We start from the raw sequence: 25,139 nt of genomic DNA, 5'->3' as shown, positions 1-25,139 counted from the left end.
AGGATCGGGTCATGGCCTCGGATCAGGACTTCGACGGCCGCGCCGGCTTGCCCGACGACGCGACGCTGAGCCTGCTCGCGTCGGAGCTGTTCCAGACGCCGCCGGGCGCCGCGCAGCAGGCGCCCACCGCGCCGACGCGACCGGTGCAGCTCGCCCCGCCCGGCAGCTTGCCGGGCGGTGGCGTGTCGCCGCTGTCGCATCTGCCGCCGGTGCCGTATGCGACTTCGCTGCCGGCAACCCCGCCGTTCAAGGCCACGCCACAGGCTGCCGCTGAGTTCGCGGCGCCTCCGGTGCTGCTGACGCCGCGCATCCTGCCGACGCAGGCGGTGTCGGCCGACCTGCCCGGTGTGCAAAGCACGGTGTTGCCGATGCATTCGCGTGGCGGCGGCCCGCTGGCCGGCGTGCCCGAGGCGCCCGCTGCAGTGGCCGAGACCGCGCCGGCCTCGGTGAAGAATCCGCCGAGCAGTCCCTACTACTTCATCGGCGATACGAGCTCCGCCGCTGCGCCGGCGCTCGATCTGTCGCAGCTCTCGGCGTTCGCGCTGCCGGGCGTCCCGCCGCAATCCGCGCAGGTACCCGCCGCAGCTTCACTGCCCGCTCCGGGCCTGCCGGGCGCTGCGATCTCGAATCCGAAAAACGGTTCGGCCGCCACAGCGCTGCCGTCCGCTCCGAGCTATTACTTCACCGATCTGAGCACGCCGCGCGCGAACCCGCCGCCAGCGGTTCCGCAGGGCCGCGGCGCGTTCGACGTGAATGCGATCCGCCGCGATTTCCCGATCCTCGCCACGCGCGTCAACGGCGGAAAGAATCAGCTGGTCTGGTTCGATAACGCGGCGACGACGCAGAAGCCTCGCGCGGTGATCGAGCGGCTCTCGTACTTCTACGAGAACGAGAACTCGAACATCCACCGCGCCGCGCACGAACTCGCCGCTCGCGCGACCGATGCCTACGAAGGCGCGCGCAAGAAGATCGCCAGGTTCATCGGGGCATCGCAGCCCGAAGAAATCATCTTCGTGCGCGGCACCACCGAAGGCATCAACCTGATCGCCCAGACCTACGGCAAGCAGAACGTGCGCGAAGGCGACGAGATCGTGATCTCGCACCTGGAGCATCACGCCAACATCGTGCCCTGGCAGATGCTGTGCGCCGAAAAGGGCGCGAAGCTGCGCGTGATTCCGGTCGACGACACCGGCCAGGTGCGGCTCGACGAGTTCCAGAAGCTGCTGTCCGATCGCACCAGGATCGTCTCGGTGACGCAGGTTTCGAACGCGCTCGGCACCGTCGTTCCGGTCAAGCAGATCATCGACATCGCGCATCGCTACGGCGCCAAGGTCGTCATCGACGGCGCGCAATCGGTCTCGCATCTGCGCATCGACGTGCAGCAGCTCGATGCGGATTTCTTCGTGTTCTCGGGCCACAAGATTTTCGGCCCGACCGGCATCGGCGCGGTCTACGGCAAGCGCGACATTCTCGAGCACATGCCGCCGTATCAGGGCGGCGGCAACATGATCGCCGACGTGAGCTTCGACAAGACGGTCTATCACGGCGCGCCGACGCGCTTCGAAGCCGGCACGGGCAATATCGCGGATGCGGTGGGACTGGGTGCGGCACTCGATTACGTCGATCGCATCGGCATCGAGAACATCGCGCGCTACGAGCATGAGCTGCTGGAATACGGCCAGGAACAGCTCTGCACGATTCCGGGGCTTTGCCTGATCGGAACGGCGGCGGACAAGACCAGCGTGATGAGCTTCGTGCTCGACGGCTACACCACGCACGAAGTCGGTCAGGCGCTCAGCGAGGAAGGCATCGCCGTGCGTACGGGCCATCACTGCGCGCAACCGATCCTGCGCCGTTTCGGCCAGGAAACCACGGTGCGTCCGAGCGTGGCGTTCTACAACACCTTCGATGAGATCGACGCGATGATCGCGGTGCTTCGCAAGCTCAAGGGCAAGCGGCGCTAAACCTCGTCAGTCGTCGAAAGCAGCACAAATCATCGCCGGCGCTCATACGCCGGCGATTTTCTTTGCTGCGCCGTTGGGCTATTTCGACTTCGCACGGCTGCGTTGAGCCGCCGTCTTGGTCGTGCTGCGTCGACGCGTGCTGCTGCCGGAGCGCTTCGATACCGCCCCCTTGTTCGGCGAACGCCCCTTGCGCGTCGCGGCGGCCCGGCGCGCCGAATCCTTGCGCGCGGCCTTCTTCGCGGTCTTGGCGACCTTGCGGCCCGAGCCGCTCTTTTCGCCACCGCCGCTCTGCTTGTTGACAGTGGCCCAGGCACGGGCGGCCGCTTCCTTCTTGGGCGTTCCGCGCTTCTCGTAGCTCTTCTCGATCTTCTCGGCCTTGCGCTTTTGCTCGGCCGTGTAGGTGGACTTGTCTCCTCTGGGCATGACGGACTCCTGTCTTGCGTGCGGAGCCTGCAGTGTCGGCGCCCGCGATGAGCCTGTCCTGAAAGGTTCCGACACGGCCGTACAAGCTGAAACCGCGCAGCGATGGCATGTGCTGCCGGCGAGCGATTAGAATGCGCGCCACCCACCGACATCGATCGCTTGTCCGGCAGGCAGCCCCTACGCCACCGAACAAGGATTCCGCATGTCCGCTGCCTATCGCCGCGCGCGCTTACGCGCATCGTCTTCGCGTGTCGCTGTTCTGCTTCCGCTGTGCTGGTCCGTCGCCTCATTAGCCCAGCAGGACACCGAGTCGCCTGCCGTCACGCTCGACGCCGTCACGGTCACCGAATCGACCGAAAATCCGTCTCCCTATACCGTCGAAGTGACGGCGTCGTCGACGCGCCTGCCCCTGAGCCTGCGCGACACGCCGCAGTCGCTCACGGTGTTCACCGAGCAGCGCATCCAGGACCAGAACCTGCAATCGCTGCGCGACGTGCTCGACAACACGCCGGGCGTCTACTCGTACGCCTACGACACCGAGCGCGTGGTGTTCACCGCGCGCGGTTTCGTGATCGACAACCTCCTCAACGACGGCGTGCCGATGCCGGTGGGACTCAACGCCGGCTCCGCCGACCCGACGCTCGACACCGCGCTCTACGAGCGCATCGAGATCGTGCGCGGCGCCACGGGGCTGCTGTCCGGCGCCGGCAACCCGTCGGCCGCGATCAACCTCGTGCGCAAGCATGCGGATGCGCAGCAACCCGAAGGCTCGCTGTTGCTGAGCTACGGCTCCTGGAACAACTTCCGCAGTGTCGGCGACATCAGCACGCCGTTGAACCAGGACGGCAGCGTGCGAGCCCGCGTCGTCGCGGTCTACCAGAATCGCGAGTCGTATCAGGATCTGTACGAGAACGAGAAACAGGTTTTCTACGGCGTGGTCGATGCGGATCTCACATCGCAGACGCGCCTGAGCCTCGGCTACGATTTTCAGAAGACCTTGCCTCAAGGAAACACCTGGGGCTCGTTCCCCTTGTTCTTCAGCGACGGCACGCGCACCGATTGGTCACGCTCGGTCACCACCGCGGCCGACTGGTCGTTCTGGAACAACAAGACGCAGACGGCCTTCGCCGAGCTCCATCACGAATTCGCCAACGGCTGGTCGCTGCGCTCGAGCGTTTCGCGCCGCCAGATCGATGGCGACTCGAACCTGTTCTATCTCTCCGGCGCTCCCGATCGCGACAGTGGCCTGGGCCTGGAGCCCTACGCGTATCGCAGCGACGATCACGGCCGGCAGAACGCGATCGACGTCTACGCGAGCGGGCCGTTCCAGCTGTTCGGACGCCGGCACGAGCTCGTCGTCGGCGCCATGGGCGCCTTGCGACACCAGGACGCCTACGAGCACCAGGTGGTGGGCGAACTGGAAGGCACCGGCAACTTCTTCGACTGGGACGGCTCGTATCCGGAGCCGACGTATTCGCCCAATGCCGACTACGCGATGCGCGTGCGCGGCCGCCAGAGCGCCGCATACACCGCGCTGCGCCTCTCGCTGGCCGATCCGCTCAAGCTCATCGCGGGCGCGCGCCTGAGCCAGTGGAAGAGCGACTACTTCTACATCTACAGCGGCCCGGAGCCCTTCTTGCAGAATCACGACAAGCTCACGCCGTACGCGGGCCTGATCTACGACTTTTTGCCGCAGTGGTCGGCTTTCGCGAGCTACACGAAGATCTTCAATCCGCAGAATTATTTCCTGGCCGACAAGCGCATCATCGAGCCGCTCGACGGCTACAGCACCGAAGTCGGCATCAAGGGTTCGCACTTCGACGGCAAGTTCAACACCTCGCTGACCTTGTTCGATACGCGCCAGGACAATGTGGCCAACCCGACCGGCGAATACATCGACGGCAACCTGAACCTGCCGATCTACGCGTCGGTCGACGGCACGCGCTCGCGCGGCTTCGAGCTCGAAGTCTCCGGTGAACTCGCACGGCACTGGAACCTCAGCGCCGGCTGGTCCTACTTCAAGCTGGAAGATGGCAACGGCAACGGCATTCGCCGCTACGTTCCACGCACGACGCTCCGCACGTTCACCACGTACACGCTGCCGGGCGACTGGAATAAGCTCACGGTCGGTGGCGGCGTGAACTGGCGCTCGAAGAACGAGGTTCCCGTGTCCAACCCGAGCTTTGAGCTGGAGCCGGTGTCGCAGAAGGGCGTCGCGCTCGCGAGCCTCATGGCGCGCTACGAAATCACGCCGAGGATCACCGCGCAGCTCAACGCCGACAACCTGTTCGACAAGAAGTACTACGTGATCGACGAGTACGGAAACCTGTACTTCGGCCAGCCCGCGAGCGTCGCGGCGAGCCTGAGCTACAGCTTCTGATCCGGCGCTCGCGCGCCCTCGCCGAGCGCGCGCGACGGATCGAAGCGCAGCGCGACGCCCGACAGCCGCGCGCGCAAGCTCGCGCGAATGTGCGCCGCGATGAGCTGCGCCGCCGCGGCGATCGAAAAGCCCTCGGGCCGGATGTTGGAGATGCAGTTGCGCGCCTCGTCGGTGGTGCCGACTTTCGGCGCGTAGGTGACGTAGGCCCCGAGGCTGTCGGGTGACGACAGCCCGGGGCGCTCGCCGATCAGGCTGACCGCGAGTTTCGCTTCGATGTATTCGCCGACTTCGTCGGCGAGCGCCACGCGCGCCTGCGTCGCGATGACGATCGGGGCGACCGAAAAGCCTTCGAGCAGCGGTTTCAATTGCGCGAGCAGCGCAGCCGCATGGCGCTGCACCGCGATCGAAGACAGGCCATCGCCGATCACGAAGACGATGTCGGCTTCGCGCTCCACTTCGGCAAGCTCTGCGAGCGATTGCGCGTGCAGGCGACGGCCCCAATCGGGGCGCGCGAGATAAGCCGCACGATCATCGGCCCGGCTCCTGACCTCGATCACGCGCCAGCCCGCATGCTCGAGTTCGCTACGCAAGGCCGGCACCTCGAGCGGCAGATGCACCGCGTCACGCGCCTGCGCATGGGCGAGGCCGAAGGCGAGCACCTCGCGCGTCGGCAGGCTGCTGCCGCTGCGACCGATCGCGATGCGCGCGGCGGTGTGACGGCGCAGCTCGCTCCAGGGATCGAGCGCCGGCTCGCTGCGGCCGCGAACGAGGTCGGGCTCGTCGCTCATGAGGCCACCGCTGCGAACGCACTCAGCGCGGTGAACGCCCTGGTCTGGCGCGCATCGCGCAGCCGCCCCCGCTCGTCGATGATCTGCATCTTCTCAAGCCAGGCTTCGAACTCGGGCGCGTGCTTCAAGCCCAGGGCTTCGCGCACGTACAAGGCATCGTGAAAACTGGTGCTCTGGTAATTGAGCATGATGTCGTCCGCACCCGGAACGCCCATCACGTAGTTCACACCGGCCGCACCGAGCAGCAGCAACAGGTTGTCCATGTCGTCCTGGTCGGCTTCGGCGTGATTGGTGTAGCAGACGTCGACACCCATCGGCAGCCCGAGCAGCTTGCCGCAGAAATGATCTTCGAGTGCGGCGCGAATGATCTGCTTGCCGTCGTAGAGATATTCGGGGCCGATGAAGCCGACCACGGTATTCACGAGCAGCGGCCGGTATTGCCGCGCAACCGCGTAGGCGCGCGCCTCGCAGGTCTGCTGATCGACACCGTGATGCGCATCGGCCGACAGCGCGCTGCCCTGCCCGGTCTCGAAGTACATGAGGTTCCCGCCGACGGTTCCGCGCTTGAGCGAACGCGCGGCGTCGTAGGCTTCCTGCAGCATCGCGAGCGTGATGCCGAAGCTCTTGTTCGCCGCCTGCGTGCCGGCGATCGACTGGAACACCAGATCGATCGGCACGCCGGCTTCGATCGCCTCGATTTGCCTCGTCACATGCGTGAGCACGCAGGACTGCGTTGGAATCTCGAAGCGTGCGATGAGTTCGTCGAGCAGGCGCCAGAGCGCCGCGAGCTTGACGGGTTCGTCCGACACCGGATTGATGCCGATCACCGCATCGCCGCAGCCGTACAACAGGCCGTCGAGGATCGAAGCGGCGATGCCTTGCGGATCGTCGGTCGGATGATTCGGCTGCAAGCGGACCGCGAGCCGTCGTGGCAAGCCGATGGTGTTGCGAAAGCGCGTCACCACGCTGCATTTGCGCGCCGCGAGCACCAGGTCCTGGTTGCGCATGAGCTTGGAGACCGCCGCGACCATCTCGGGCGTGAGGCCCGGCGCCAGTGCTTGCAGCGTAGCGCCGTCGGTCGCATCGGACAGCAGCCAATCGCGGAACTCACCGACGCTCAGGCTCGCGATTGCGGCGAAGGCCTTGGTGTCGTGCGTGTCGACGATCAGGCGCGTGACATCGTCGGTCTCGTAGGCGATCAACGCTTCTTCGACGAAGCGCTGGAGCGGAACCTGCGCAAGCGCGAGCTTGGCCGCCATGCGCTCCTCGGCAGTCGCGGCCGCGATACCGGCGAGCAAGTCGCCCGAACGCAACGGCGTGGCCTTGGCCATGAGTTCGCGCAAGCTATCGAAGCGGTAGCTGCGGACGCCGATGGTGTGGGCGTAGGACATGCCGGCACTCCAGCAATGATTGGACCAGGGCGGTGTGTCGAGATTTTGCTGTTGGGAGTATGAACCGTGCGTTATGGGCTTTGCGCCGGGGCAGCAGCTGAGCACTGAGGGTTTTGACCTCGCCGGTCGGGCCGTACTTTCTTTGCTTGTGCAAAGAAAGTCCGCATCGAGCGCACACCCTGGTGACGCACTTTCGCTGCGCGAAAGTCCCCTGCGCGCGCTCCGCTGCTCGGTGCGTCACAAGGGAACCCGGGTAAGTCAAAAGCAAACAGCAAAAGCGAAACCCAGCGGGTCCATGCTGTCCCCTCTCCCGCGAGCGGGAGAGGGTGGCGCGTCAGCGCCGGGTGAGGGAGCGCTCTTGGGCAGTGTGCAATTTACGAGGTGTGTTCCCTGATTTGCAGGAGCAAAGAAAGTAAGGCCCGACCGGCGAGGTCAAAAGCCCTCAGCTCACAACTGAAACAACAGCACCCCCCACGGGCGCGGACTTCGGGGCCTGCTTTCTTTGCTTACTTTCTTTGCAGGAGCAAAGAAAGTAAGGCCCGACCGGCGAGGTCAAAAGCCCTCAGCTCACAACTGAAACAACAGCACCCCCCAACAATCAAAAACCATCTCCGCAAGCGAGCAAGCAAAACAACAACAGATCAAACCGCCAACGCAGCAGCAGCAGCAGACCCCACTACCCCATGCTCGCGATGCCGCAAAACCCGCCCCGCCGACTCCACACCGAACACCGGCAGATAAGCCCCATCGCGCCACAACAGCTTGCCGCCCACGACCACGGCCGCGACCACGCCATCAGGCCGGTTCACGAGTTGATGATGCGCAAAGCACTCGCGCCAGACGTATTCCACCGTGCGCTCCGGATTCCAGCGCTTCAAGGCCTGCGGATCGACCACCGCGATATCCGCGGCAGCGCCCACTTCCAGCCGGCCCGCATCGAGTCCGAAGAATTCCGCGGGCTCGCTCGTCAGGCGCCGCACGGCCGTCGCCACGCGTGACACACCGTCTTCCTGCGCGATCTTGAGCATGCGCAGGTTGCCGTCGTAGAAGGCCATGTTGGTCAGGTGCGCGCCGCTGTCGTTGAAGCCCGGCAGCAGCAGCGGCTCGAACAGCAGGCGCTTGATCGTCCGCGCATCCGCGTTCGCGGTGATGGTGGTCCAGCGAAGTTCGGTGTCGAAACGGCGCAGCAGGTGGATGAGGAAATCCGCATCGTCGGGCGACTGCGCAAACGAGGCGAAGGTCTCGCGCTCGGATTCGCTGCGCGCACCCTGGCCGTTGCGCTGCCAGTTCAACAGGCGCTCGTGCACCGCCTGCAGGGTTTCGCCGGCCCACTCCGCGATCGGCGCGCGATCGATGCGCATGTCGCGCAGGTCGCGCGACAGCACGTTGTTCTCGCGACGCAGCCAGCGCGCGATGCGCGCGAGGTTGAAGCCGCGCTTGCCCTGGTTCCACATGCGGCGGAAGTCGGCGACCCAGGCCGGATCGTTCATGATCGCGAGCCGCGCGGCGCGATCTTCGAGATCGCATTCGTTGAGCGCGCGCAGGCACGGAATTTCTTCGGAGATCGGCGTGATGACGCCGTCCGCCCAGGTCTGGAACGGAGCCGCGAGCGCCTGGAAGCGGAAGCGTCCGCGCAGCAGCTTCGAGTTCAGGATGCGCGACAGCATCATCGCCATCGGCAGCAGCGAGCGATTGGTGTTGAACTCCATCGCCGCGACCGCGGTGGTCTTGAGCGTGCGGCCGAACAGCAGGCCCGAAGTCAGCAGGAAGTTGCGGATGATCGCGAGCTTGTCGTCCTTCGGCGGCGTGGCCTGCCAGACGCGGCCCCAGCGCCGCACGACGTGGGTGAGCCGCTTGAGCTCGCCGTAGCCGGCGAACTGCGTCGGAATCTGCTTGCGCGTGTTCGGCTCGTTGGCGAGGTAGTGAAACGGCAGCGCGTCGGTGGAAAAACCGATGTAGCCCTCGCGCATGCCTTTCTCGACGAGCGCTTCCATGCGCGCGAGCTCGGCCGAACTCGGATCGCGCGTGATCGAAGCCTGCAGGCCCATCACCTCGATGCGCAGCATCGAATGCGGAATCATCGGCGCCACGTTGGGGCCGAGCGCCTTGCAATCGAAGTGCGCGAGATAGTCGGCCGAATCGTTCCAGTCGACGATGTCGGCCACCTTGCTCAGCACGGTCTTGGGCACGTTCTCGACGCGCGCGAAGCAGTCGACGATCGGATCGGCGCCGTCGCGGCGCAGTGCGCCGAACGCCAGGCCCAGCGAGCAGTTGGCGACGACGACGGTCGTCGTGCCGTGGCGCACGGCTTCGGGCAGGCCGGGTTCGAGTTCGACTTCGAGATCGAAATGCGTGTGGATGTCGAGCAGGCCGGGCATCAGCCAGCGGCCGCTCGCATCGACGGTTTGCGTGGCCTGCGCGGCCGGCAGATCGGCGCCGATCGCGGCGATGCGCCCATCGGCCACCGCGACGTCCTGCACGCGCGGCGCGGCATCGGTTCCGTCGAACACCAAAGCGTTCTTGAACAGCAGGCTCCAGGGAGCGTGGCTACCATCCATGCTGCATCTCCACCCAAACGATTGGTCCATTAAAACGCGGCGCCATCGACGGTGAAGTAGGAATTTCGCTTCTGTTGCGCGGACTAGGTCAATCTTCCCAAGACCCGCCGTTCAGCTGTGCGAGCCCGGAGTCTCGCGGATCAGACGGGCTTCTGCGCCCGGGCGATCGTCGAGGTCGTCGAATAACCGTCGTAGAAGTCGAGGATCACGGTGCGGCCGCCGGCCGCGGCCACGGCCTCGTGGCCGGCCACCTGCTCGACCGTGTAATCGCCGCCCTTGACGAGAATGTCGGGCAGCACGCGGCCGATCAGCCGCGCCGGCGTGTCTTCGCCGAAGGCCACCACCGCGTCGACGCACTTGAGCCCGGCCAGCAGGCGCATGCGATCGGCCACCGTGTTGAGCGGGCGCGCAGGACCCTTGAGTCGGCGCACGGAATCGTCGTCGTTGACCGCGACGATGAGCCGGTCGCCGAGCTTGCGCGCCTGTTCGAGATAGCGCAGATGGCCGACGTGCAACAGATCGAAGCAGCCGTTGGTCATCACCACGCGCTGGCCTTGCGCGCGCGCGCGTTCCATCCAGCCGAGCAAGGCGTCCTCGTCGAACATGCCGGCCTCGCTGTCGCCGACCGGGTGCGGATCGAGCGTGGCTTCGAGTTCGGCCGGCGACACCGTGGCCGCGCCGAGCTTGCCGACGGTGATGCCGGCCGCGGCGTTCGACAACGTCACCGCCCGTTCGAGATCAGCGCCGGCCGCGAGCGCGGCCGTGAGCGTGGAGATCACCGTGTCGCCCGCACCGGTCACGTCGAACACTTCGCGCGCCTGCGTCGGCAGATGCAGCGGCGCCGCATCGACGCGCAACAACGTCATGCCCTTTTCGCTGCGCGTGACGAGCAGCGCCTGCAGTTGCAACTCGTGCAGCAGCGCTTCGCCCTTGGCGACCAACGTAGCCTCGTCCGCACAGGCGCCGACCACGGCTTCGAGCTCGGGCACGTTCGGCGTCAGCAGCGTGGCCCCGCGATAGCGCGCGTAATCGCTGCCCTTGGGATCGACCGTGACGGGCTTGCCGGCGCGCCGGCAAGCCTCGATCAGCGCCTGCACCTGCGCCAGCGTGCCCTTGCCGTAATCGGACAGCAGCACCGCGTCGACCTGCGGCAGCAGCGCGTCGAAAGCCCTGGAGAAGTCTTCGCGCGCGAAGGCATCGCCCGCGGCGAACGATTCTTCGAAGTCGAGCCGGATCACCTGCTGGTTGCGCGAGAGCACGCGCAGCTTGGTGATGGTGGGATGCGTCGGCGCTTCGATCCAGTGCGCGGCGATCGAGGCTTCGGCGACGCGTTCGCGCAGCACCGCGCCGGCTTCGTCCGCGCCGATCACGCCGAGCAGGCGCGTCTGCACGCCCAGCGCCGCGAGGTTGAGCGCCACGTTGGCCGCGCCGCCCGGACGCGCCTGATCGCGGCTCACGCGCACCACCGGCACCGGCGCTTCGGGTGAGATGCGCGAGGTGCTGCCGGTCCAGTAGCGATCGAGCATCACGTCCCCGACCACGAGCACGCGGGCCTTGGCGAAGCGCGGCAGCAGACTCATGAAAAGCTCGTCTCGGGCATGGGCTGGCGAGGGTACAACAGACCGGGAGACGGGAGACGGGGACGGGAGACGCAAGGAAAAAGTCTTACCGATGTCCCACCCAAGCGATTTCGCCACAGCCGCCGCTTCTACGTCTCCCGTTCCCCATCTCCCGTCATATAGTCCGCCCATGAAAATCCTCCTCGTCATCCACACGCGCACCGTCGGCGGTGTCGAGCGCCATGCGATGGCGCTCATGCAGGGGTTGCGCGCGCGCGGGCACGAGGTCGCTTACGCGGGGCCGGCCAAGGGCTGGCTCGGCCGGCGGGTCGCCGAGCTCGGGCTGCCGATGCTCGATCTGCGCATGCGCGGCTATCTGGACCTGCCATCGATGCTGCGCCTGGCCCGCTACGCGGGCGACTTCGGCGCCGACCTGCTGCACGGGCATTCGCAGCGCGGCTCGCATTACGCGGCGATGGCCGGGCTCATCGCCCGCCTGCCCGCGGTCGCGACCGCGCATTCGCCGCGCTCCTGGCGCTTCTTCGGCGCGGCCCGGCGCATCATCGCGGTCTCCGATTCGGTACGCCGCACGCTGGTTGAACACGGGCGCGCGGAGCGCAAGATCCGCGTGGTCTACAACGGCGTCGTCGATCTGCTGCCGGGCATCGGCAACGCGCCCGAGCTGCGCGCCGAACTCGACCTGCCGCCCGATGCGCTGATCGGCGGCATGGTCTCGCGCCTGGTGTCGCAGAAAGGCCACGACCTGATCGTCCGCCTGATGGCCGAGCATGCCGACCTGCACAACTTCTTCCTCGTCGTCGTCGGCCCCGATCGCACGCGCTGGGGCCGGCAGGTGCGCGAACTCGCCGAATCCCTCGGCGTGGCCCACCGGCTGCGCTTTCTCGGCGAACGCCACGACGTCGGTCCGCTGATGGCGAGCTTCGATTTCGTGCTCGCGCCGTCGCGCCAGGAAGGCTTCAGCCTCACGCTGATCGAGGCCGCATCGGTCGGCAAGCCGGTGATCGCGACCGCCGTCGACGGCAATGCCGAGATGATCGTCGACGGCGTGACCGGCCTGCTCGCCGAGCCCGAGTCGGTCGCCGGCCTGGCGAGCGCGATCCGCCGGCTGCGCGACGAACCCGGCCTCGGCGAGCGGCTCGGGGCCGCGGCGCGCGAGCGCTACGAGCGCGAGTTCACCGACGAGGCGATGATCCGGCGCACCGTGGCCGTCTACAGCGAGGCGATCGACTCGCGCCGGCGGAAGCTCGAGCCGCCGCGGGCGCTGCCTCCGCTGCAGACCTGAGCGAGCGTTCCGGAGCGCGCAAACGAAAACGCCCCGTCCGCGATCATCACCATCGCGGACGGGGCGTTCTCTACATCGGCAGGCCGCTCAGATGTGGCTGAGCCACTCCGGATACTCCTCGCGCTGGCCCTTGACCTGGGCGAGGTAGGTGGCCTGCAGCTTCTGCGTGATCGGGCCGCGCGAGCCGCTGCCGATCGCGCGATTGTCGAGCTCGCGGATCGGCGTGACTTCGGCCGCGGTGCCGGTGAAGAAGGCCTCGTCGGCGACGTAGATCTCGTCGCGCGTGATGCGGCGCTCGCGCACCTTGTAGCCGAGGTCCTCGGCGAGCTTCATGACCGTGCGGCGCGTGATGCCGTCGAGCGCCGAGGTGACGTCCGGCGTGCTGATGACGCCGTCGGTGACGACGAAGATGTTCTCGGCCGAGCCTTCGGCGACGAAGCCTTCCGGATCGAGCATCAGCGCTTCGTCGTAGCCGTCCTTGAGCACCTCGTTCAAGGCCATCGACGAATTGAGGTAGTTGGCGTTGGCCTTGGCGCGGCAGACCGCCGCATTGACGTACTGGCGCTGGAACGAGCTGGTCTTGACGCGGATGCCGCGCTCCATGTTCTCGGCACCCAGGTAGCTGCCCCAGGTCCAGGCAGCGACGATCACGTGGGTCTTGAGGCCGGCGGCGCGCAGGCCCATGCCTTCGCTGCCGTAGAACACCATCGGACGCAGGTAGGCCTCCTTGAGCTTGTTCGCGCGCAGCACTTCGAGCTGGGCCTCGTTGAGCTCGTCCTCGCTGAAGGGCATCGCCATGCCGATGATCTTGGCGCTGTTGAACAGGCGGCGCGTGTGTTCCTTCAGACGGAAGATCGCGGTGCCCTTGGAGGTCTCGTAGGCGCGCACGCCTTCGAAGCAGCCGGCGCCGTAGTGCAGCGTGTAGGTCAGCGTGTGCGTGGTGGCTTCGCGCCAGGGCACCATCTTGCCGTCGTACCAGATGTAGCCGTCGCGATCGGAAAAGCTCATGACCGGGAATCCTGTGTGTTCGTGGGGGTGTTCGGGATGCCGCGGCCCTTGATCTGTCGAGGTCGGCCTGCGAGCGGCGGCTATTATAGGCGCCCGCCCCCGACGACGCCCGCCGCTTTGGCCCTCGCCCAAACGCTCAGCTGTCGCGGCAGCCAGCCGCGCATTCTCATCGTGCGGCTCTCCGCGCTCGGTGACCTCGTGTTCGCCACGTCCCTGCTCGCGGGGCTGCGTGCGCGCTGGCCGCAGGCGCATATCGGCTGGCTCGCGCAGGCCGGTTTCGCCTCGATCCTGAGCGGCGATCCGCGCATCGACGACGTGATCGCTGTTCCCGCAGAAATCTACCGATCGCCCCGAGCCTGGCTGGGATTGCGCCGCGAACTCGCGCCCCGCCGCTTCGATTGGGTGATCGATGCGCAGGGGCTCGCCAAGTCGCGGCTGCTCGCCGCGCTGGCGCCCGGGGCGACGCGCATCGGTTTTGCGTCGAAGGAGCCGCTCGGCTTCGTGCTCGAGCATGTACTGCCCAAGGGCGGGGACATTCGCGACATCGCCTCGGAGTATCGCTTCCTGGCCGAGGCGATCACGGGCGAGCCCGCGCCGCCGCCGACGCTGATCGTGCGCGACGAGGCCGCGCAGCGGGCCCGCGAGGCGCTCGCCGGGCACGGACTGCAAGCGGGCTTCATCGCCCTGTGCCCGTTCACGACGCGGCCGCAGAAGCACTGGATGGAGGATTACTGGCCCGAGCTCGCATCGCTTCTGTTCGAGGCCGGCCATCGCTGCGCGATCCTGGGCGGCCCGGCCGACGTCGAGGCGGCGCAGCGCATCGTCGACGCGAGCCCAGTGCCGGTGGTGAATCTCGCCGGGCGTACCAGGCTCGCAGACCTGCCGGCCTGGATCGCGCAGGCCGGGCTCGTCATCGGCGTCGACACCGGGCTCACGCACATCGGCACCGCGGTGCGCCGGCCGACGCTCGCGCTGTTCGGCTCCACCTGTCCGTATCTTCAAGGCGCGGAGTCGCCGCTCGAGGTGATCTACGACGCCCTGCCCTGCGCGCCGTGCAAGCGCCACCCGACCTGCAACGGACGCTTCGACTGCCTGCGCGGCATCACGCCCTTGCGCGTCGCGGCGGCCGCGCGTGAATTGTTGAGCCGCGCATGAGCCGCACTGAGCGCATGAAGATCGTCCACGTCGAAACCGGCCTGCATCTCTACGGCGGCGCCCAGCAGGTCGCCTATCTGCTGGCCGGGCTCGCCGACCGCGGCGTCGACAACGTGCTGGTCTGCCCGCCCGGCGCGGCGATCGGCCAGCACTTCGCGGGCAGCGCCGTGAAGGTGATCGAAGTGCCTTGCTCGGGCGACGCGGACATCGGCTTCGTGTTTCGCCTGGCGCGCGTGCTGCGAGCCGAGCGGCCCGATCTGGTGCATCTGCACAGCCGCCGCGGCGCCGACGTGCTCGGCGGTCTGGCGGCGCGCAAAGCCGGCGTGCGCGCGATCCTGTCGCGACGCGTCGACAACCCCGAAGCGCCGTGGCTGGCGCGTCTCAAGTACCAGCTGTTCGATCGCGTGATCTGCATTTCGCAGGGCATTGCCGACGTGCTGCTGTCCGAAGGCGTGGAGCCTGCGCGCGTGCGCGTGGTGCGCTCGGCCGTCGATGCCGCACCGTGGACGCAGCCCGAATCGCGCGCAGCCTTCTGCGCCGAATTCGGCGTCGATTCCGATGCGATCATCATCGGCGTGGTCGCACAGCTGATCGAGCGCAAGGGCCACCGCGTGCTGTTCGAAGCGCTCGCGCGCCGCCGCACGACGCAGAAGCTCGCGATCGTGATCTTCGGCCAGGGCCCGTTGCGCGCCGCGCTCGAAGCCGAATCGCGCTCGCTCGCGGTGCCGGTGCATTTCGCGGGCTTCCGGCGCGATCTGACGCGCTGGGTCGGCTGCCTCGATCTGCTCGTGCATCCGGCGCTCATGGAAGGCCTCGGCGTCTCGCTGCTGCAGGCCTCGGCGGCCGGCGTGCCGATCATCGCGAGCCGTGCGGGCGGCATGCCCGAGGCCGTGCGCGACGGCCTCAACGGCCGGCTCGTGCCGCCGGGCGATGCGCAGCACCTGCAAGAGACGCTCGATGAGCTGATCGCGCAACCCGAGTTGCGCCGTCGCCTCGCCGATGGCGGCCCACGGCTGATCGCCGAAGCCTTCTCGGTCGACACGATGGTCGACGGAAACCTGGCGGTCTATCGCGAGCGCCGCGCCACGCCATAGCGGTTGCAGGCGCATTGGCAGCACATCACGACACATAACAACAGAGGCCCGCTCGTGCCTATTTTCCTGCGCTTTCGCAGCGTATTGCTCGCCGAGTTCGCCTACATCCTGCTGCTGCTTCCGCTGCCGTGGCTGCTGAGCTGGCAGCAGATGCGCTGGCTGTTCTCGGAACAAGGCCCGTTCGAAGTGCTCAGCGCCGTGCTCTGGGCGGTGCTCGGCGTGCTGTGCCTGCTGAGCGCGAAGCGGGGACCGCGCCGGCTGATCAGCTGCGGCATCGCCGGATTTCTCGGCTGCGCGCGCGAGCTCGATCTGCACACCGCCATCACCGGCATGAGCATTTTCAAATCGCACTACTACCTCAAGACGCCCGCGCCGATCGCGCAGAAGCTGCTCGTCGGCGCGTTGGCGATCGCGATCCTGGCCCTGCTGATCGATGTGCTGCTCGCCGGTCTGCGCGCGATGCGCCACGGTGCTCTGCGACAGGACTGGATGTGCAGCGCGCTGCTGGGCTTCGTCACCACCACGGTGACCAAGGGCCTCGACAAGGCCGAGGCCTTCACCCGGGACCTCACGGGCCACCACCTGCCGCAGAGCTGGGGACTGGTGGTGGCCGCGCTCGAAGAGGGCGTCGAAATGTCGCTGCCGCTGCTGTTCATCGTCGCGCTCGTGCAGTACCGGCGCATGCAGGCTCAGCACGCGCTCGCCACCTGAGCGCAGGCTCAGGACGCGCAGGAAGCATTCAGCTTTTGCGTGCAAAGCTTGCGGCCGGCTGTATCGACACAGGATCGTCGGAGATCGTCGCCATGGATTCGGCTTTGCGCTTTCGCAATATTCTGATCGCGGAAATCATCTACATCGTGTTGCTCGTGCCATTTCCGTGGCTGCTGACGAAGCACGAAATGCAGTGGGTGTTTTCCGAGGAAGGCCCGTTCGAAGTGCTCAGCGCGGTGTTCTGGGCGGCGCTCGGTCTGCTCTGCTTGATGACCGCCAAACAGGCGCCGCGCCGCCTGATTCCATGCGGCATCGCGGCGTTCGTCGGCTGCGCCCGAGAGCTCGACCTGCACACCGCGATCACCGGCGTGAGCATTTTCAAGTCGCACTACTACCTCAAGACGCCGGCGCCGGTCGCCGAGAAACTGCTCGTCGGCCTGCTCGCGCTCGCCATCCTCGCCGTACTGGTCGACGTCGTCCTCGCCGGTGTCCGCGCCCTGCGCCAGGGCGCCTTGCGGCAGGACTGGATGCTCACCGCAGCGCTGGCCTTCGTCACCACGGCGGCGACCAAGGTTCTCGACAAGCTGCAATCCTTCGTCCACGACTTCACGGGCCACTGGCTGCCGCAAATCTACGGGCTCATCATCAACGCGCTCGAGGAAGGCGTGGAGATGTCGCTGCCGCTGCTGTTCATCGTCGCGCTCGTGCAGTACCGGCGCGGGGCGACATCGGCATCGACGGCTTATTCGACGCCCGCATTCGATCGCCGATGACGCCAGCCGGGATCGCCACCGAACGCCGCAAGCTGTTGTTCGTGGTGCCCGATCTCAAGGGCGGTGGTGCTCCGCGCGTGATCCTGAGCCTGCTCGGTGCGCTCGATCCGCAGCGCTACGACATCGCCCTGCTCAACCTGGGGCCTCGTGGACAGGCGCTCGAATCGCAGATGCCGCCTGCGGTGAAAACGCGGCACAGCTGGCCTGGAGGCCTGCTCGGCGCGAAGCTCGCCACGCTCTGGCATGGGCGCGATCGCGATCTGCTGATCGCGGGCCAGGAAACACGCGCGACCTTCTGCGTGCACTGGGCCGCCAGGCTGCTGCAGAAGCCCGCAGCGGCCTGGGTGCACATCGCCTACGAGCACTGGGCGCGCGGATACTCCGAACGTCATCGCAAGCGCTCGCGAAACGCGTATCGCGAGATCCTGAACCTGGCCTTCGTCTCCGAGGGCGCACGCGTTTCGATGCGCAACTGGCTCAGCGCGCAGCAGGCGCTGCCGTCGGCGAGACAGCGCGCGAACTGGACCGTGATCCCGAACCTGTTCCGGGCCGACAACTACGTTGACGATCGCGCGCCGAGCATCGAGCAGCGCAAGCTGCTGCAGGCCATGCAGTCGCGTCCGAGCCTGATCGGCATCGGCCGCCTCGAAGCACGCAAGGGCTTCGACGTGCTGCTGCGCGCGGCCGCGCTGGCCCTGCGCAAGGGCCTCGATTTCGATGTCGTGCTGCTCGGCGAAGGGCCGCTTCGCCATTCGCTCGCAGCGCTCGCGAGCGAGCTCGGCATCGGGGCTCGCGTCCACATGCCCGGGCACGTCAGCAGTTCGCTGCCCTGGCTGCGCGCCTCGACCGCCTACGTGCTGACCTCACGCCTCGAAGGCCTGCCCACGACGATCCTCGAAGCCTTCGCCTGCGGCACGCCGGTGATCGCCAACGACTGCCCCTCCGGGCCGTCCGAGCTGCTCGCCGGCGGCCGCGCCGGAGAACTCGTGGCGATGGACGATCTCGAGGCGCTCGCAGAAGCGATGCGGCGCATTCTGCAATCGCCCGAACGCAGGGCGGAACTGCGCGCCGCCGGGCTCGCCCGCGTGCAGCGCTACGATGCGCAGTCGGTGGTTCCGCAGTGGGAGCAGTTCATCGAATCGTCGATTCGCTCCGCGCCGGTCGGGATGCCGGCAGGGCGTCCATACGAGGCTTGAGCGCCCTGCGCAGGCGCTGCCGGGCTTCGTCGAAGCACCAGACGACGATCCCCACCGGCTTCGGCAACCCCGCGAGCCAGGCGTACCAGAACAAGGCCATCAGCCGCTTGCGGTCGCCCTTGAAGTGCAGCACGCGCTTGTCGCCTTGCGGGCGCAGCACCTTGCGGATGCGATCGCCCGGCGTGTGGTTGTAGCGCTCGCAAGGCAGCAGGCGAATGCGTGCTTCGATCTGCGACGAAGCACCGCTGCCGTTCCAGCCGATCGCATCGCGTAGCGCGCGCTGGTCGCCGTACCAGGCGGCTTCGCCCACGTAGACCTCGCGGAACAGGCGCAGGTACCGATCGAAGAACCGCCGCGCCACATCGGCTCGCCGATGCCGCAACAGCAGAAAGCCGCCGTTGACGGGCATGTCGGCATCGTCGCGCACGGTCAACGCGACATCGCAATCGGCGGCACCCTGCCCGTCTTCGAACAGTTCCGTGAGCGGCCCGTTGAGCAGCATGTCGGAATCGAGAAACAGGACATCGTCGTCGAAGTGCGTCTGCAAAAAGCGCTGCTGGGCTTCGGCGCGCGACAGCATGATGCGGCGATGATCGACCGGATGATCGATGCGCTCGAACGCGACGCTCAGCGGCGACAGATCGGTCTGCGCATCGGTCAGCACCGCGAGCCTGGCCTCGGGGTGAAAACGCAGCACCGAGCGCAGCATCCAGTCGAGCAGGCGCAGGTACTCGGCATGCGACCAGCGCACGTTCGGATGCGCATCCAGGGTCTGTACGTGAAAGGTGACGACTCTCACCGGGCCCAGCTCGCGATGAAGCGCTGCATGGTTCCATGCGCCGCGCGTGCCTGCTCGCGCAGCGGCTCGAAGTCGTAGCCGAGCGTGCTCTCGAGCGAGCTTTCGATGGTCTGCGCATCGAGCAGGGGATACGAGAACGCCTCGGCCATGCCGAGCGCGCGCCCGTCGATCGGCAGCAGCCAGCTGCGCCGGTTGCGGCTCAGCAGCAGCAGATGCGCATGCAGCCGGCTGCCGACATGCAGATCGACGCTTTCGTAGAAATGGCGTGCTTCGTCGGCACCGGGCGGAATCACCACCTCGAAGCCGAGATGGGTCGCGAACTCGCGCAGCGCGAAAGCCCGCGCCGGATCGGCCACCGCGGGCGCATCGCGCGAGCGCAGGCGTGCGATCCAGGAGGGCCGCCGGAAATCCTGGTGCACGACGAAGCTGCGTCGCGCCTTCGGCCACAGCCGCGCGACCGTCTGCAGCAGGCGCGTCTCGCGATCCCAGAAATCGCCGCGCTCGGTCGAGGTCACCGCGACATGCGATTCGTCGGCGCGAAAGCGCTGCGATTCGAGCAGCGGCGCATCGAGCAGCACCGGGCAGCCGGTCATCAGGAAGCGATCGGACAAATGCGGCAACTCGCGCTGCAGGTAACGCAGCGTCACCGGACAGCGCCAGGACGAATATTCGATACGCTCGTGCACCGCTTCGAGCAGCTCGCGCGTGAGCTCGGACATGCGCTCGTTGCGATTCGGCTCGCCGTTGTAGCCGAGTCCGAACGGAACGAAGCGCCAGCTCGCTTCGCGCAGCTGCTGCGCATCGAAGCCCGGCCAGATGCGATAGCGATCGTCGAGCTGGTTGGCCCCCGCGATCACCACGGTTCCGGCCTGCTGCATCGCCTTGCGCGCCGCGGCGCCGGGCGCGATGCGCGTGGAATAGCAACCTACGGAACGACGCGGTGCGAGCAGCCGCTCGATCGCGCGCAGGATGAAACCGTCACCGAGGTTCGGAATCTTGTACGCCGTCATGCGCGGCGGAACCCGGTATGGCGTGAGCAGCGAATAATCCATGTCCGCAGCAAGCTCCGATCAAGCGTGGCGAGCGACCGCAGGCCACTGGGGGACGCGGCGCAGGAGCCGGCGCCTGCTCGCAGTCCGAGAGGATGCCGGGCACCGCCCTCGGATGAGATGCGGAGCGCAATAGCTCAAGCAGAGTCTCCTCAGCATGCGCATCGCCAGATCACGGTCTTTCCGTCATCGGTCAGCACGGATTCGACCACGCGCCAGCCGGCCTCGACGAGCGTCTGCTCGAACCTGGCGCGCGTCAGGTGCTGGGTCCAGCCCAGTCTCTGCAGTTCTTCGGCCGGACGCGGCTGGTCGGCGATCGTATGGCTGATCACGAGCGCGCCCGCGTTGCGCCGCAGCGTCGTCAGCACGCGCGGCAGGCTCGCGAGGTACTCGCTGACGCCCAGCATCACGACGACGTCATGGCTGGCCGGCAGGCTTTGGGACTGAATATCGAGCCGCTGCACCGCCGCCGACTGCGGCACCAGGTCGTAGCCCTGGTAGCGGCAGGCGATGCCCTGCTGCACGAGCCAGTAGCTCAGCTTGCGATCACCGCAGCCGACGTCGGCGACACTCGGCAGCCTTCTTCCTTCGATCGCCTTTTCGATCAGCGCACAAGCCTTGAGCGCGCGGTCCTGCCAGGCCGGACGCGTCTGATCGCGACAGTTGAAGCTCTGCGGGGGCTCGCGCGGAGCCAGCAGCTCGAACAGGCGATCGACGTGCGCCGGATACGAGAACTTGTTCGCCGCGCCGGCGAGCGCGGCTTGGCTGTAGCGCCGGTAGCGCTGCGCATCGGCCGCGATCGCGAGCACCGCTTCGGCGAGCTGCAGCGGATCGACGGCGCCGGGCTCGGCGATCCGATCGAGTTCCGGGCGATAGACGCGCGGATAGACGCCGCTCGCATCGCCTCCGAGTTCGGCGAAATCGGCCAGCGTGAGCGTCGGCACCACGCACAGGCCGTCGCGCTCGTGATCGACGACTTCGGGCAGGCCATCGACCGCCGCCGCGACCACCGGAATACCCAGGCTCAAGGCCTCCGCGCAGACGTTGCCATAAGGCTCGCGCAGCGCCGGATGCACGAGCACGTCGATGCGCGAATAAAACGAATCGGTGTCGTCGAGCCGGCCGAGGAACTCGGTTCGATCGTTCACGTCCAGGCGCGCGGACAGCGCCTGCAGGTGCGCGCGCTCGGGGCCGTCACCGGCAACCAGCAGTCGCGCTTCGATGCCCAACGAACGCAGCTCGCGCAGCGCATGCAGCACGAGCACACCACCCTTGAACGATTGCAGGCGCGCGCAGAAACCGAGCGTGAGCGGACGCGAGCCGTCGAGCGCGCGCGCCTGCGCGGATGGAGCACGCTCGCTGCGAATTCCGGGCCTGCAGATTTCGATCGGCGCCTTCACGCCCCAGTGGCGCAGCATGGCGGCGCAGGCCTTGGAGTTGGCGAGATAGCGATCGAAGCCGCTCAGGAAATCGACGTCCGGTACGCGATGGCGCGCGAACCAGGCGGCGCCGCGTTCCCAGTAGACCGAGCGCGCGCCGAGCCTTTGTGCGAGCTGCGCCGGGCGCGGATCGCCGAAGCGGTTCCAGCTCAGCACGGTGTCGATGTCCCACTGCCGCGCGACGCGTCGCTGCCTGGATTGCCGCAGCCCACGCCAGTTCGGAATGGCCAGGCCATGCCAGCGTCGCGCGTCTTCGGCCTGCGCCTTCAGTGCAGGCAAGGCCGCGCGCACACCCGGCGCGAGACCGCGCAGATCTTCGATCAGGTAATGCTCGACGCGCGCATCGCCCGCCGTCTGCAGCAACAGGTTGGCGAACTGCTTTTCCATGCCGCCCCAGACATCGTTCGCCAAGTGAATCTGGTGGAGCAGGCGCAGCGGCTTGCTCACGCAGAGCGACTCGGGGTGACCAGTTCGGAGATCAGGGCTTCCCATTGGGGCAGGATACGGTCGGCCGAGAAATCGACCAAGCGCTGCCGGCCGGCGCTGGCGAATTCGGCCCGGCGTTCGGGCGATTCGAGCAGCGACTGCATCGCATCGGCCATCGCCTGCGCATCGTCCATCGGCACGAGCAGGCCGGCCTTGCCTTCCTGCAGCAGCTCTTCCGGACCATGCGGGCAGCGCGTCGCCACCACCGGCGTGCCGGCCGCAAAGGCTTCGAGGATCGTGCCGGGCAGGCCTTCGATGCGCGAGGACAGCACGTAGAGCGTGGCGCGCTCCAGCCAATCACCCACGTTCTGCACGAAGCCCGGCAGTTGCAGCTGATCGGCGATGCCTCGCTCGCGCGCCTGCTCGCGCAGCTCCTCGGCCAGCGGGCCTTCGCCGAGCAGGGCCAGGTCGACGACGATGCCGCGCTTGCGAAGCGCCGCGACCGCATCGATCAGCACGTCGAAGCCCTTGCGCTTCTCGAGCCGTCCGGCGCCGACGATCAGCGGACGCGCTGCCGTACCGGCCGGGTTCGAAGGGGCCGACGCTGCGACCGCCGGATCGATCGCCGGATCAACCGTGTAAGGGTTGTAGATGCGCCGCCAGTCTCCGCGCCGGCTTTCGCCGTACCAGCGTTCGAACGAGGCCTGCGCACCGTCGGAGACGAACACGAGCCGATCGAAGTCGCCATAGGTCTGCTTGGCCTTGCGACGATTCTTGTCGCTGATCTCGCGTGCGTATTCACCGAAGGCGATGCGCACCCAGCCGATGCTCGGCTTGCGCAGGCCGGTCGCGGCGAAGTGCACGCAGAAGCTCGCGCGCAATTCCATCGCCGCGATCAGCACGTCGTGGTTGAGCGCATTGCGCATCGTCGACAGCTTGCCGACCCGCAGCAGGCGGCTGCGCGGCGGATAGATCAGGCGCACGTTCGGCGGCACCAGTGAAACGAGCTCGCCGGGGCCGTCGAGCACGAGCAAGGTGATCTGGTAGCGCCGTTCGTCGAACAGGCTCAGCAGGCGCAAGGTGACGCGCTGCGCTCCGCCACCCGACAGGTCGGGCAGCACCACGAGCAGTCGGATCGGCGCGCTGGGGTAAGAGGCGTCGGCCGAAGGGCTCATGCGGCGCGGCTCAGGACAGACACGCCATTCGCGCTGACAGCCTTCTCGACCTGAGCGCCATCGAGGTAGCTCGCATACATCGCATCGAGCTTGGACGGCGCGAACAGCGCTTCCATGGTCGCGCGCGCATTGGCGCCGATGCGCCGGCGCAACTCGACGTCGTCGCGAAGGCGGCGAACGATCTCGATGGCCTGATGCTGGTCGTCGAAGACGAAGCCGTTCTCGCCATGCACGATATTCTCGACATGGCCGCCGAAGCGATGACACACCACCGGCAATCCGCAGGCCATGGCTTCGCGCACCGCGCGAGCGGCGGTGTCGTAGAACGTTCCGGTGCGATAGATGAAGCAATCGAGGCTGCGCAGATAATCGGCCGCATCCATCGAGCCTGCGGGACGCAGACGGATGTTCAGCGACTCCGGAATCAGATGCTCGATGCAGCTCGCACCCATCAGGTCGATATCGACGCCTTCCGCCGCGAGCGTCGCGTAGAGCTCGGGGTCGTACAGAAACTGATGCTTGTCGAGCGTGTCGCGGCTATGGCGCCCGAGCTTGAGGCGACCCGACTGCGCGGGTTTGTCCGCCACGGGCTTGAAGCGCTCGAGATCGATCGGCGACACATGCACACCGCCGAGCGCCTCGCCGTCGAACAGGCGCCGCTGCGTGTGCGAGGTGAACGCGATCTGGGGCTGCGCGTGCATTTCGCGGTAAACCGGCAGATGCGCCCTGAGGTTGGCGACGTTCATGTCGTTGACGATGATCGTGAGCTGCTTGGGCCGAGCGCGGCGCAGCCAGGCCTTGGGCTTCCAGAACGAGCCGATGAAGACGAAGCTGCTCGAGCCCAGGCGCGAGTCGAAACCCCGCCACGGTGCGAACCAGCGGACGCCATGCTGTTTGCGCAGCGACGCCGGCAGGCGCGAGGACGTGGCCCACAAGTTCACCTTGGCACCATGTCGCTCGCGCAAACCCCTGGCGATTTCGAGCGCACGCATCTGCGATCCACCCAGACCCGCGTGGTATGGAAAAAACAGGTGGACTTGCCGGCCGCTCACCGTCGGAGCAAGGCGGCCGAGACCGGCGCCAGCGTCTTGTTGGCGGCCGGTGCCGCGGTACGGGCGGCTTCGCGTTCGAGCGCCTTGAGGTCCGCGTACTTCCAGTACGCGTACTGCGCGAGCACCGCAGAGATCATGAGCCCGCGCCAGCCGTCGAGCACCGACAGGCGCAGCACATATTGCTGCACGAAATCGGTGACAAAGCGCATGCACGCATACGGAATGCTGCCGCGTGCGCCTTCTTCGAACTTCTGCCTCGCGAGCAGGTTCGCATAGCGACGATGCTTGCGCTGCAGGTGCGCGTAGTCGCGCCAGCTGCGATGCTCGAGCTTGGCCTTCATCACCGCAGCGCGGCGCTCGGGCAGCACGATCTGCTCGTGCACCTGATGGTCGCGAAAGCGAGCGCCTTGGCGCTTGAACAGTCGATTCTGCGGCGTCGCGTAACGGCCGTGGCGCAGTTCGCCGTCGAACAGGTAGGTGCGCCACGGAATGCGGAACAGGGTCGTGTCGAGATGCGGATCGATCAGCGCGTTGTCGATCTCCTGGCGCAGCTCGGGCGTCACGCGCTCGTCGGCATCGATATACAGAACCCAGTCGCCACTGGCCTGCTGCAAGGCTCGATTGCGCTGCGGCCCATACCCGGGCCAGTCGGTTTTCCAGATCTTGTCGGTATAGCGGCGCACGATGTCCAAGGTGCCATCGGTACTGCCGCTGTCGAAAACGATGATTTCATCGACCCAGCCATGCAGGGATCGCAGGCAGTCCTCGATGCGATCGGCCTCGTTGCAGCAGATGATCAGTGCGGAAAGGGTGCGCCGTTCACCCGCGCGCAGCGGCAGCCTCGTCGGCAGTTTTGCGAGCATTGAAGCCGCCTCCGTCCTTGGATTTATTGCTTG

At 67.0% G+C, this 25,139-nt stretch carries 20 protein-coding genes; 8 read left to right on the top strand and 12 right to left on the bottom strand.

Translation table 11 applies throughout. The annotated features are described in order from the left end of the window. Positions 1 to 11: 11 nt before the first annotated feature. A complete protein-coding gene (locus WQQ_RS12975) occupies positions 12 to 1,964 on the top strand; it encodes a family 2A encapsulin nanocompartment cargo protein cysteine desulfurase (RefSeq protein ID WP_007185653.1) in 1,953 nt (650 codons plus the stop codon). A gap of 78 nt (positions 1,965 to 2,042) precedes the next feature. Here the strand turns inward: WQQ_RS12975 and WQQ_RS12970 are convergent, their stop codons facing one another. Further along, positions 2,043 to 2,387: a hypothetical protein gene (locus WQQ_RS12970; RefSeq protein WP_007185652.1), complete on the bottom strand. Its 345-nt coding sequence runs from the start codon at positions 2,385 to 2,387 to the stop codon at positions 2,043 to 2,045. A gap of 202 nt (positions 2,388 to 2,589) precedes the next feature. On the opposite strand from WQQ_RS12970, the gene WQQ_RS12965 reads away from it, so the two are divergent. Next, positions 2,590 to 4,767, top strand: coding sequence for a TonB-dependent siderophore receptor (locus tag WQQ_RS12965; protein WP_007185651.1), 2,178 nt, complete (start codon positions 2,590 to 2,592; stop codon positions 4,765 to 4,767). On the opposite strand, the gene eutC is transcribed toward WQQ_RS12965, so the two are convergent. The 4 genes from eutC to hldE all read right to left on the bottom strand — a co-directional run bounded on the left by eutC (position 4,755) and on the right by hldE (position 11,084). Further along, complete coding sequence (gene eutC, locus WQQ_RS12960) at positions 4,755 to 5,555, bottom strand: ethanolamine ammonia-lyase subunit EutC (RefSeq protein WP_007185650.1); 801 nt, start codon at positions 5,553 to 5,555, stop codon at positions 4,755 to 4,757. The two genes, WQQ_RS12965 and eutC, sit on opposite strands and share 13 nt — an antisense overlap. Continuing rightward, positions 5,552 to 6,946, bottom strand: coding sequence for an ethanolamine ammonia-lyase subunit EutB (locus WQQ_RS12955; RefSeq protein ID WP_007185649.1), 1,395 nt, complete (start codon positions 6,944 to 6,946; stop codon positions 5,552 to 5,554). Before WQQ_RS12955 ends, eutC begins: the two co-directional genes overlap by 4 nt. 641 nt (positions 6,947 to 7,587) lie before the next feature. Continuing rightward, positions 7,588 to 9,504: an N-acyl-D-amino-acid deacylase family protein gene (locus WQQ_RS12950; protein ID WP_007185648.1), complete on the bottom strand. Its 1,917-nt coding sequence runs from the start codon at positions 9,502 to 9,504 to the stop codon at positions 7,588 to 7,590. Between the two features lie 140 nt (positions 9,505 to 9,644). Beyond that, complete coding sequence (gene hldE / locus WQQ_RS12945) at positions 9,645 to 11,084, bottom strand: bifunctional D-glycero-beta-D-manno-heptose-7-phosphate kinase/D-glycero-beta-D-manno-heptose 1-phosphate adenylyltransferase HldE (RefSeq protein WP_007185647.1); 1,440 nt, start codon at positions 11,082 to 11,084, stop codon at positions 9,645 to 9,647. Positions 11,085 to 11,253: 169 nt separating this feature from the next. Between hldE and WQQ_RS12940 the strand changes: the two genes are divergently transcribed. Further along, complete coding sequence (locus tag WQQ_RS12940) at positions 11,254 to 12,366, top strand: glycosyltransferase family 4 protein (RefSeq protein ID WP_007185646.1); 1,113 nt, start codon at positions 11,254 to 11,256, stop codon at positions 12,364 to 12,366. An 87-nt stretch (positions 12,367 to 12,453) separates the two neighbouring features. Here WQQ_RS12940 and WQQ_RS12935 read toward each other — a convergent pair whose 3' ends face one another. After that, positions 12,454 to 13,374 (bottom strand): branched-chain amino acid transaminase, encoded by a 921-nt coding sequence (locus WQQ_RS12935; protein WP_007185645.1) that lies wholly within the window; start codon positions 13,372 to 13,374, stop codon positions 12,454 to 12,456. 117 nt (positions 13,375 to 13,491) lie between these two features. Between WQQ_RS12935 and WQQ_RS12930 the strand changes: the two genes are divergently transcribed. The 5 genes from WQQ_RS12930 to WQQ_RS12910 all read left to right on the top strand — a co-directional run bounded on the left by WQQ_RS12930 (position 13,492) and on the right by WQQ_RS12910 (position 18,303). After that, on the top strand, positions 13,492 to 14,529 hold the full coding sequence (locus WQQ_RS12930) for a glycosyltransferase family 9 protein (RefSeq protein ID WP_007185644.1): 1,038 nt from the start codon (positions 13,492 to 13,494) through the stop codon (positions 14,527 to 14,529). After that, a complete protein-coding gene (locus WQQ_RS12925) occupies positions 14,526 to 15,623 on the top strand; it encodes a glycosyltransferase (protein WP_007185643.1) in 1,098 nt (365 codons plus the stop codon). The genes WQQ_RS12930 and WQQ_RS12925 overlap by 4 nt, the downstream gene beginning before the upstream one ends. 54 nt (positions 15,624 to 15,677) lie before the next feature. Further along, positions 15,678 to 16,334: a hypothetical protein gene (locus WQQ_RS23085; protein ID WP_007185642.1), complete on the top strand. Its 657-nt coding sequence runs from the start codon at positions 15,678 to 15,680 to the stop codon at positions 16,332 to 16,334. Between the two features lie 92 nt (positions 16,335 to 16,426). Continuing rightward, on the top strand, positions 16,427 to 17,107 hold the full coding sequence (locus WQQ_RS12915; RefSeq protein WP_007185641.1) for a hypothetical protein: 681 nt from the start codon (positions 16,427 to 16,429) through the stop codon (positions 17,105 to 17,107). Then, positions 17,104 to 18,303 (top strand): glycosyltransferase, encoded by a 1,200-nt coding sequence (locus WQQ_RS12910; protein ID WP_007185640.1) that lies wholly within the window; start codon positions 17,104 to 17,106, stop codon positions 18,301 to 18,303. Before WQQ_RS12915 ends, WQQ_RS12910 begins: the two co-directional genes overlap by 4 nt. Here the strand turns inward: WQQ_RS12910 and WQQ_RS12905 are convergent. The 6 genes from WQQ_RS12905 to WQQ_RS12880 all read right to left on the bottom strand — a co-directional run bounded on the left by WQQ_RS12905 (position 18,239) and on the right by WQQ_RS12880 (position 25,106). Continuing rightward, the gene (locus WQQ_RS12905; RefSeq protein WP_050997683.1) at positions 18,239 to 19,102 is read right to left on the bottom strand and encodes a glycosyltransferase family protein; all 864 of its coding nucleotides are present in this window, start codon (positions 19,100 to 19,102) and stop codon (positions 18,239 to 18,241) included. The two genes, WQQ_RS12910 and WQQ_RS12905, sit on opposite strands and share 65 nt — an antisense overlap. Continuing rightward, positions 19,099 to 20,154 (bottom strand): polysaccharide pyruvyl transferase family protein, encoded by a 1,056-nt coding sequence (locus WQQ_RS12900; protein WP_007185639.1) that lies wholly within the window; start codon positions 20,152 to 20,154, stop codon positions 19,099 to 19,101. The genes WQQ_RS12905 and WQQ_RS12900 overlap by 4 nt, the downstream gene beginning before the upstream one ends. A 149-nt stretch (positions 20,155 to 20,303) precedes the next feature. Beyond that, a complete protein-coding gene (locus tag WQQ_RS23080; RefSeq protein WP_007185638.1) occupies positions 20,304 to 22,037 on the bottom strand; it encodes a glycosyltransferase in 1,734 nt (577 codons plus the stop codon). Beyond that, complete coding sequence (locus WQQ_RS23075) at positions 22,034 to 23,191, bottom strand: glycosyltransferase (RefSeq protein WP_007185637.1); 1,158 nt, start codon at positions 23,189 to 23,191, stop codon at positions 22,034 to 22,036. Before WQQ_RS23075 ends, WQQ_RS23080 begins: the two co-directional genes overlap by 4 nt. Next, the gene (locus WQQ_RS12885) at positions 23,188 to 24,183 is read right to left on the bottom strand and encodes a glycosyltransferase (RefSeq protein ID WP_007185636.1); all 996 of its coding nucleotides are present in this window, start codon (positions 24,181 to 24,183) and stop codon (positions 23,188 to 23,190) included. Before WQQ_RS12885 ends, WQQ_RS23075 begins: the two co-directional genes overlap by 4 nt. 56 nt (positions 24,184 to 24,239) lie before the next feature. After that, the gene (locus tag WQQ_RS12880; protein ID WP_007185635.1) at positions 24,240 to 25,106 is read right to left on the bottom strand and encodes a glycosyltransferase family 2 protein; all 867 of its coding nucleotides are present in this window, start codon (positions 25,104 to 25,106) and stop codon (positions 24,240 to 24,242) included. Positions 25,107 to 25,139 lie beyond the last annotated feature (33 nt).

The organism is Hydrocarboniphaga effusa AP103 (genome assembly GCF_000271305.1).
In the GTDB taxonomy this organism is placed as follows: domain Bacteria; phylum Pseudomonadota; class Gammaproteobacteria; order Nevskiales; family Nevskiaceae; genus Hydrocarboniphaga; species Hydrocarboniphaga effusa.
This window is presented reverse-complemented; position numbering and strand designations above follow the sequence as displayed.

What these genes read in the sequence shown, in the direction of transcription:
- WQQ_RS12970 (WP_007185652.1), bottom strand. Translation starts at nt 2,387, where the DNA reads ATGCCCAGAGGAGACAAGTCCACCTACACGGCCGAGCAAAAGCGCAAG.
- WQQ_RS12955 (WP_007185649.1), bottom strand. Translation starts at nt 6,946, where the DNA reads ATGTCCTACGCCCACACCATCGGCGTCCGCAGCTACCGCTTCGATAGC.
- WQQ_RS12965 (WP_007185651.1), top strand. Translation starts at nt 2,590, where the DNA reads ATGTCCGCTGCCTATCGCCGCGCGCGCTTACGCGCATCGTCTTCGCGT.
- WQQ_RS12910 (WP_007185640.1), top strand. Translation starts at nt 17,104, where the DNA reads ATGACGCCAGCCGGGATCGCCACCGAACGCCGCAAGCTGTTGTTCGTG.
- WQQ_RS12935 (WP_007185645.1), bottom strand. Translation starts at nt 13,374, where the DNA reads ATGAGCTTTTCCGATCGCGACGGCTACATCTGGTACGACGGCAAGATG.
- WQQ_RS12925 (WP_007185643.1), top strand. Translation starts at nt 14,526, where the DNA reads ATGAGCCGCACTGAGCGCATGAAGATCGTCCACGTCGAAACCGGCCTG.
- eutC (WP_007185650.1), bottom strand. Translation starts at nt 5,555, where the DNA reads ATGAGCGACGAGCCCGACCTCGTTCGCGGCCGCAGCGAGCCGGCGCTC.
- WQQ_RS12915 (WP_007185641.1), top strand. Translation starts at nt 16,427, where the DNA reads ATGGATTCGGCTTTGCGCTTTCGCAATATTCTGATCGCGGAAATCATC.
- hldE (WP_007185647.1), bottom strand. Translation starts at nt 11,084, where the DNA reads ATGAGTCTGCTGCCGCGCTTCGCCAAGGCCCGCGTGCTCGTGGTCGGG.
- WQQ_RS12940 (WP_007185646.1), top strand. Translation starts at nt 11,254, where the DNA reads ATGAAAATCCTCCTCGTCATCCACACGCGCACCGTCGGCGGTGTCGAG.
- WQQ_RS12950 (WP_007185648.1), bottom strand. Translation starts at nt 9,504, where the DNA reads ATGGATGGTAGCCACGCTCCCTGGAGCCTGCTGTTCAAGAACGCTTTG.
- WQQ_RS12975 (WP_007185653.1), top strand. Translation starts at nt 12, where the DNA reads ATGGCCTCGGATCAGGACTTCGACGGCCGCGCCGGCTTGCCCGACGAC.
- WQQ_RS23075 (WP_007185637.1), bottom strand. Translation starts at nt 23,191, where the DNA reads ATGAGCCCTTCGGCCGACGCCTCTTACCCCAGCGCGCCGATCCGACTG.
- WQQ_RS12900 (WP_007185639.1), bottom strand. Translation starts at nt 20,154, where the DNA reads ATGGATTATTCGCTGCTCACGCCATACCGGGTTCCGCCGCGCATGACG.
- WQQ_RS12880 (WP_007185635.1), bottom strand. Translation starts at nt 25,106, where the DNA reads ATGCTCGCAAAACTGCCGACGAGGCTGCCGCTGCGCGCGGGTGAACGG.
- WQQ_RS12885 (WP_007185636.1), bottom strand. Translation starts at nt 24,183, where the DNA reads ATGCGTGCGCTCGAAATCGCCAGGGGTTTGCGCGAGCGACATGGTGCC.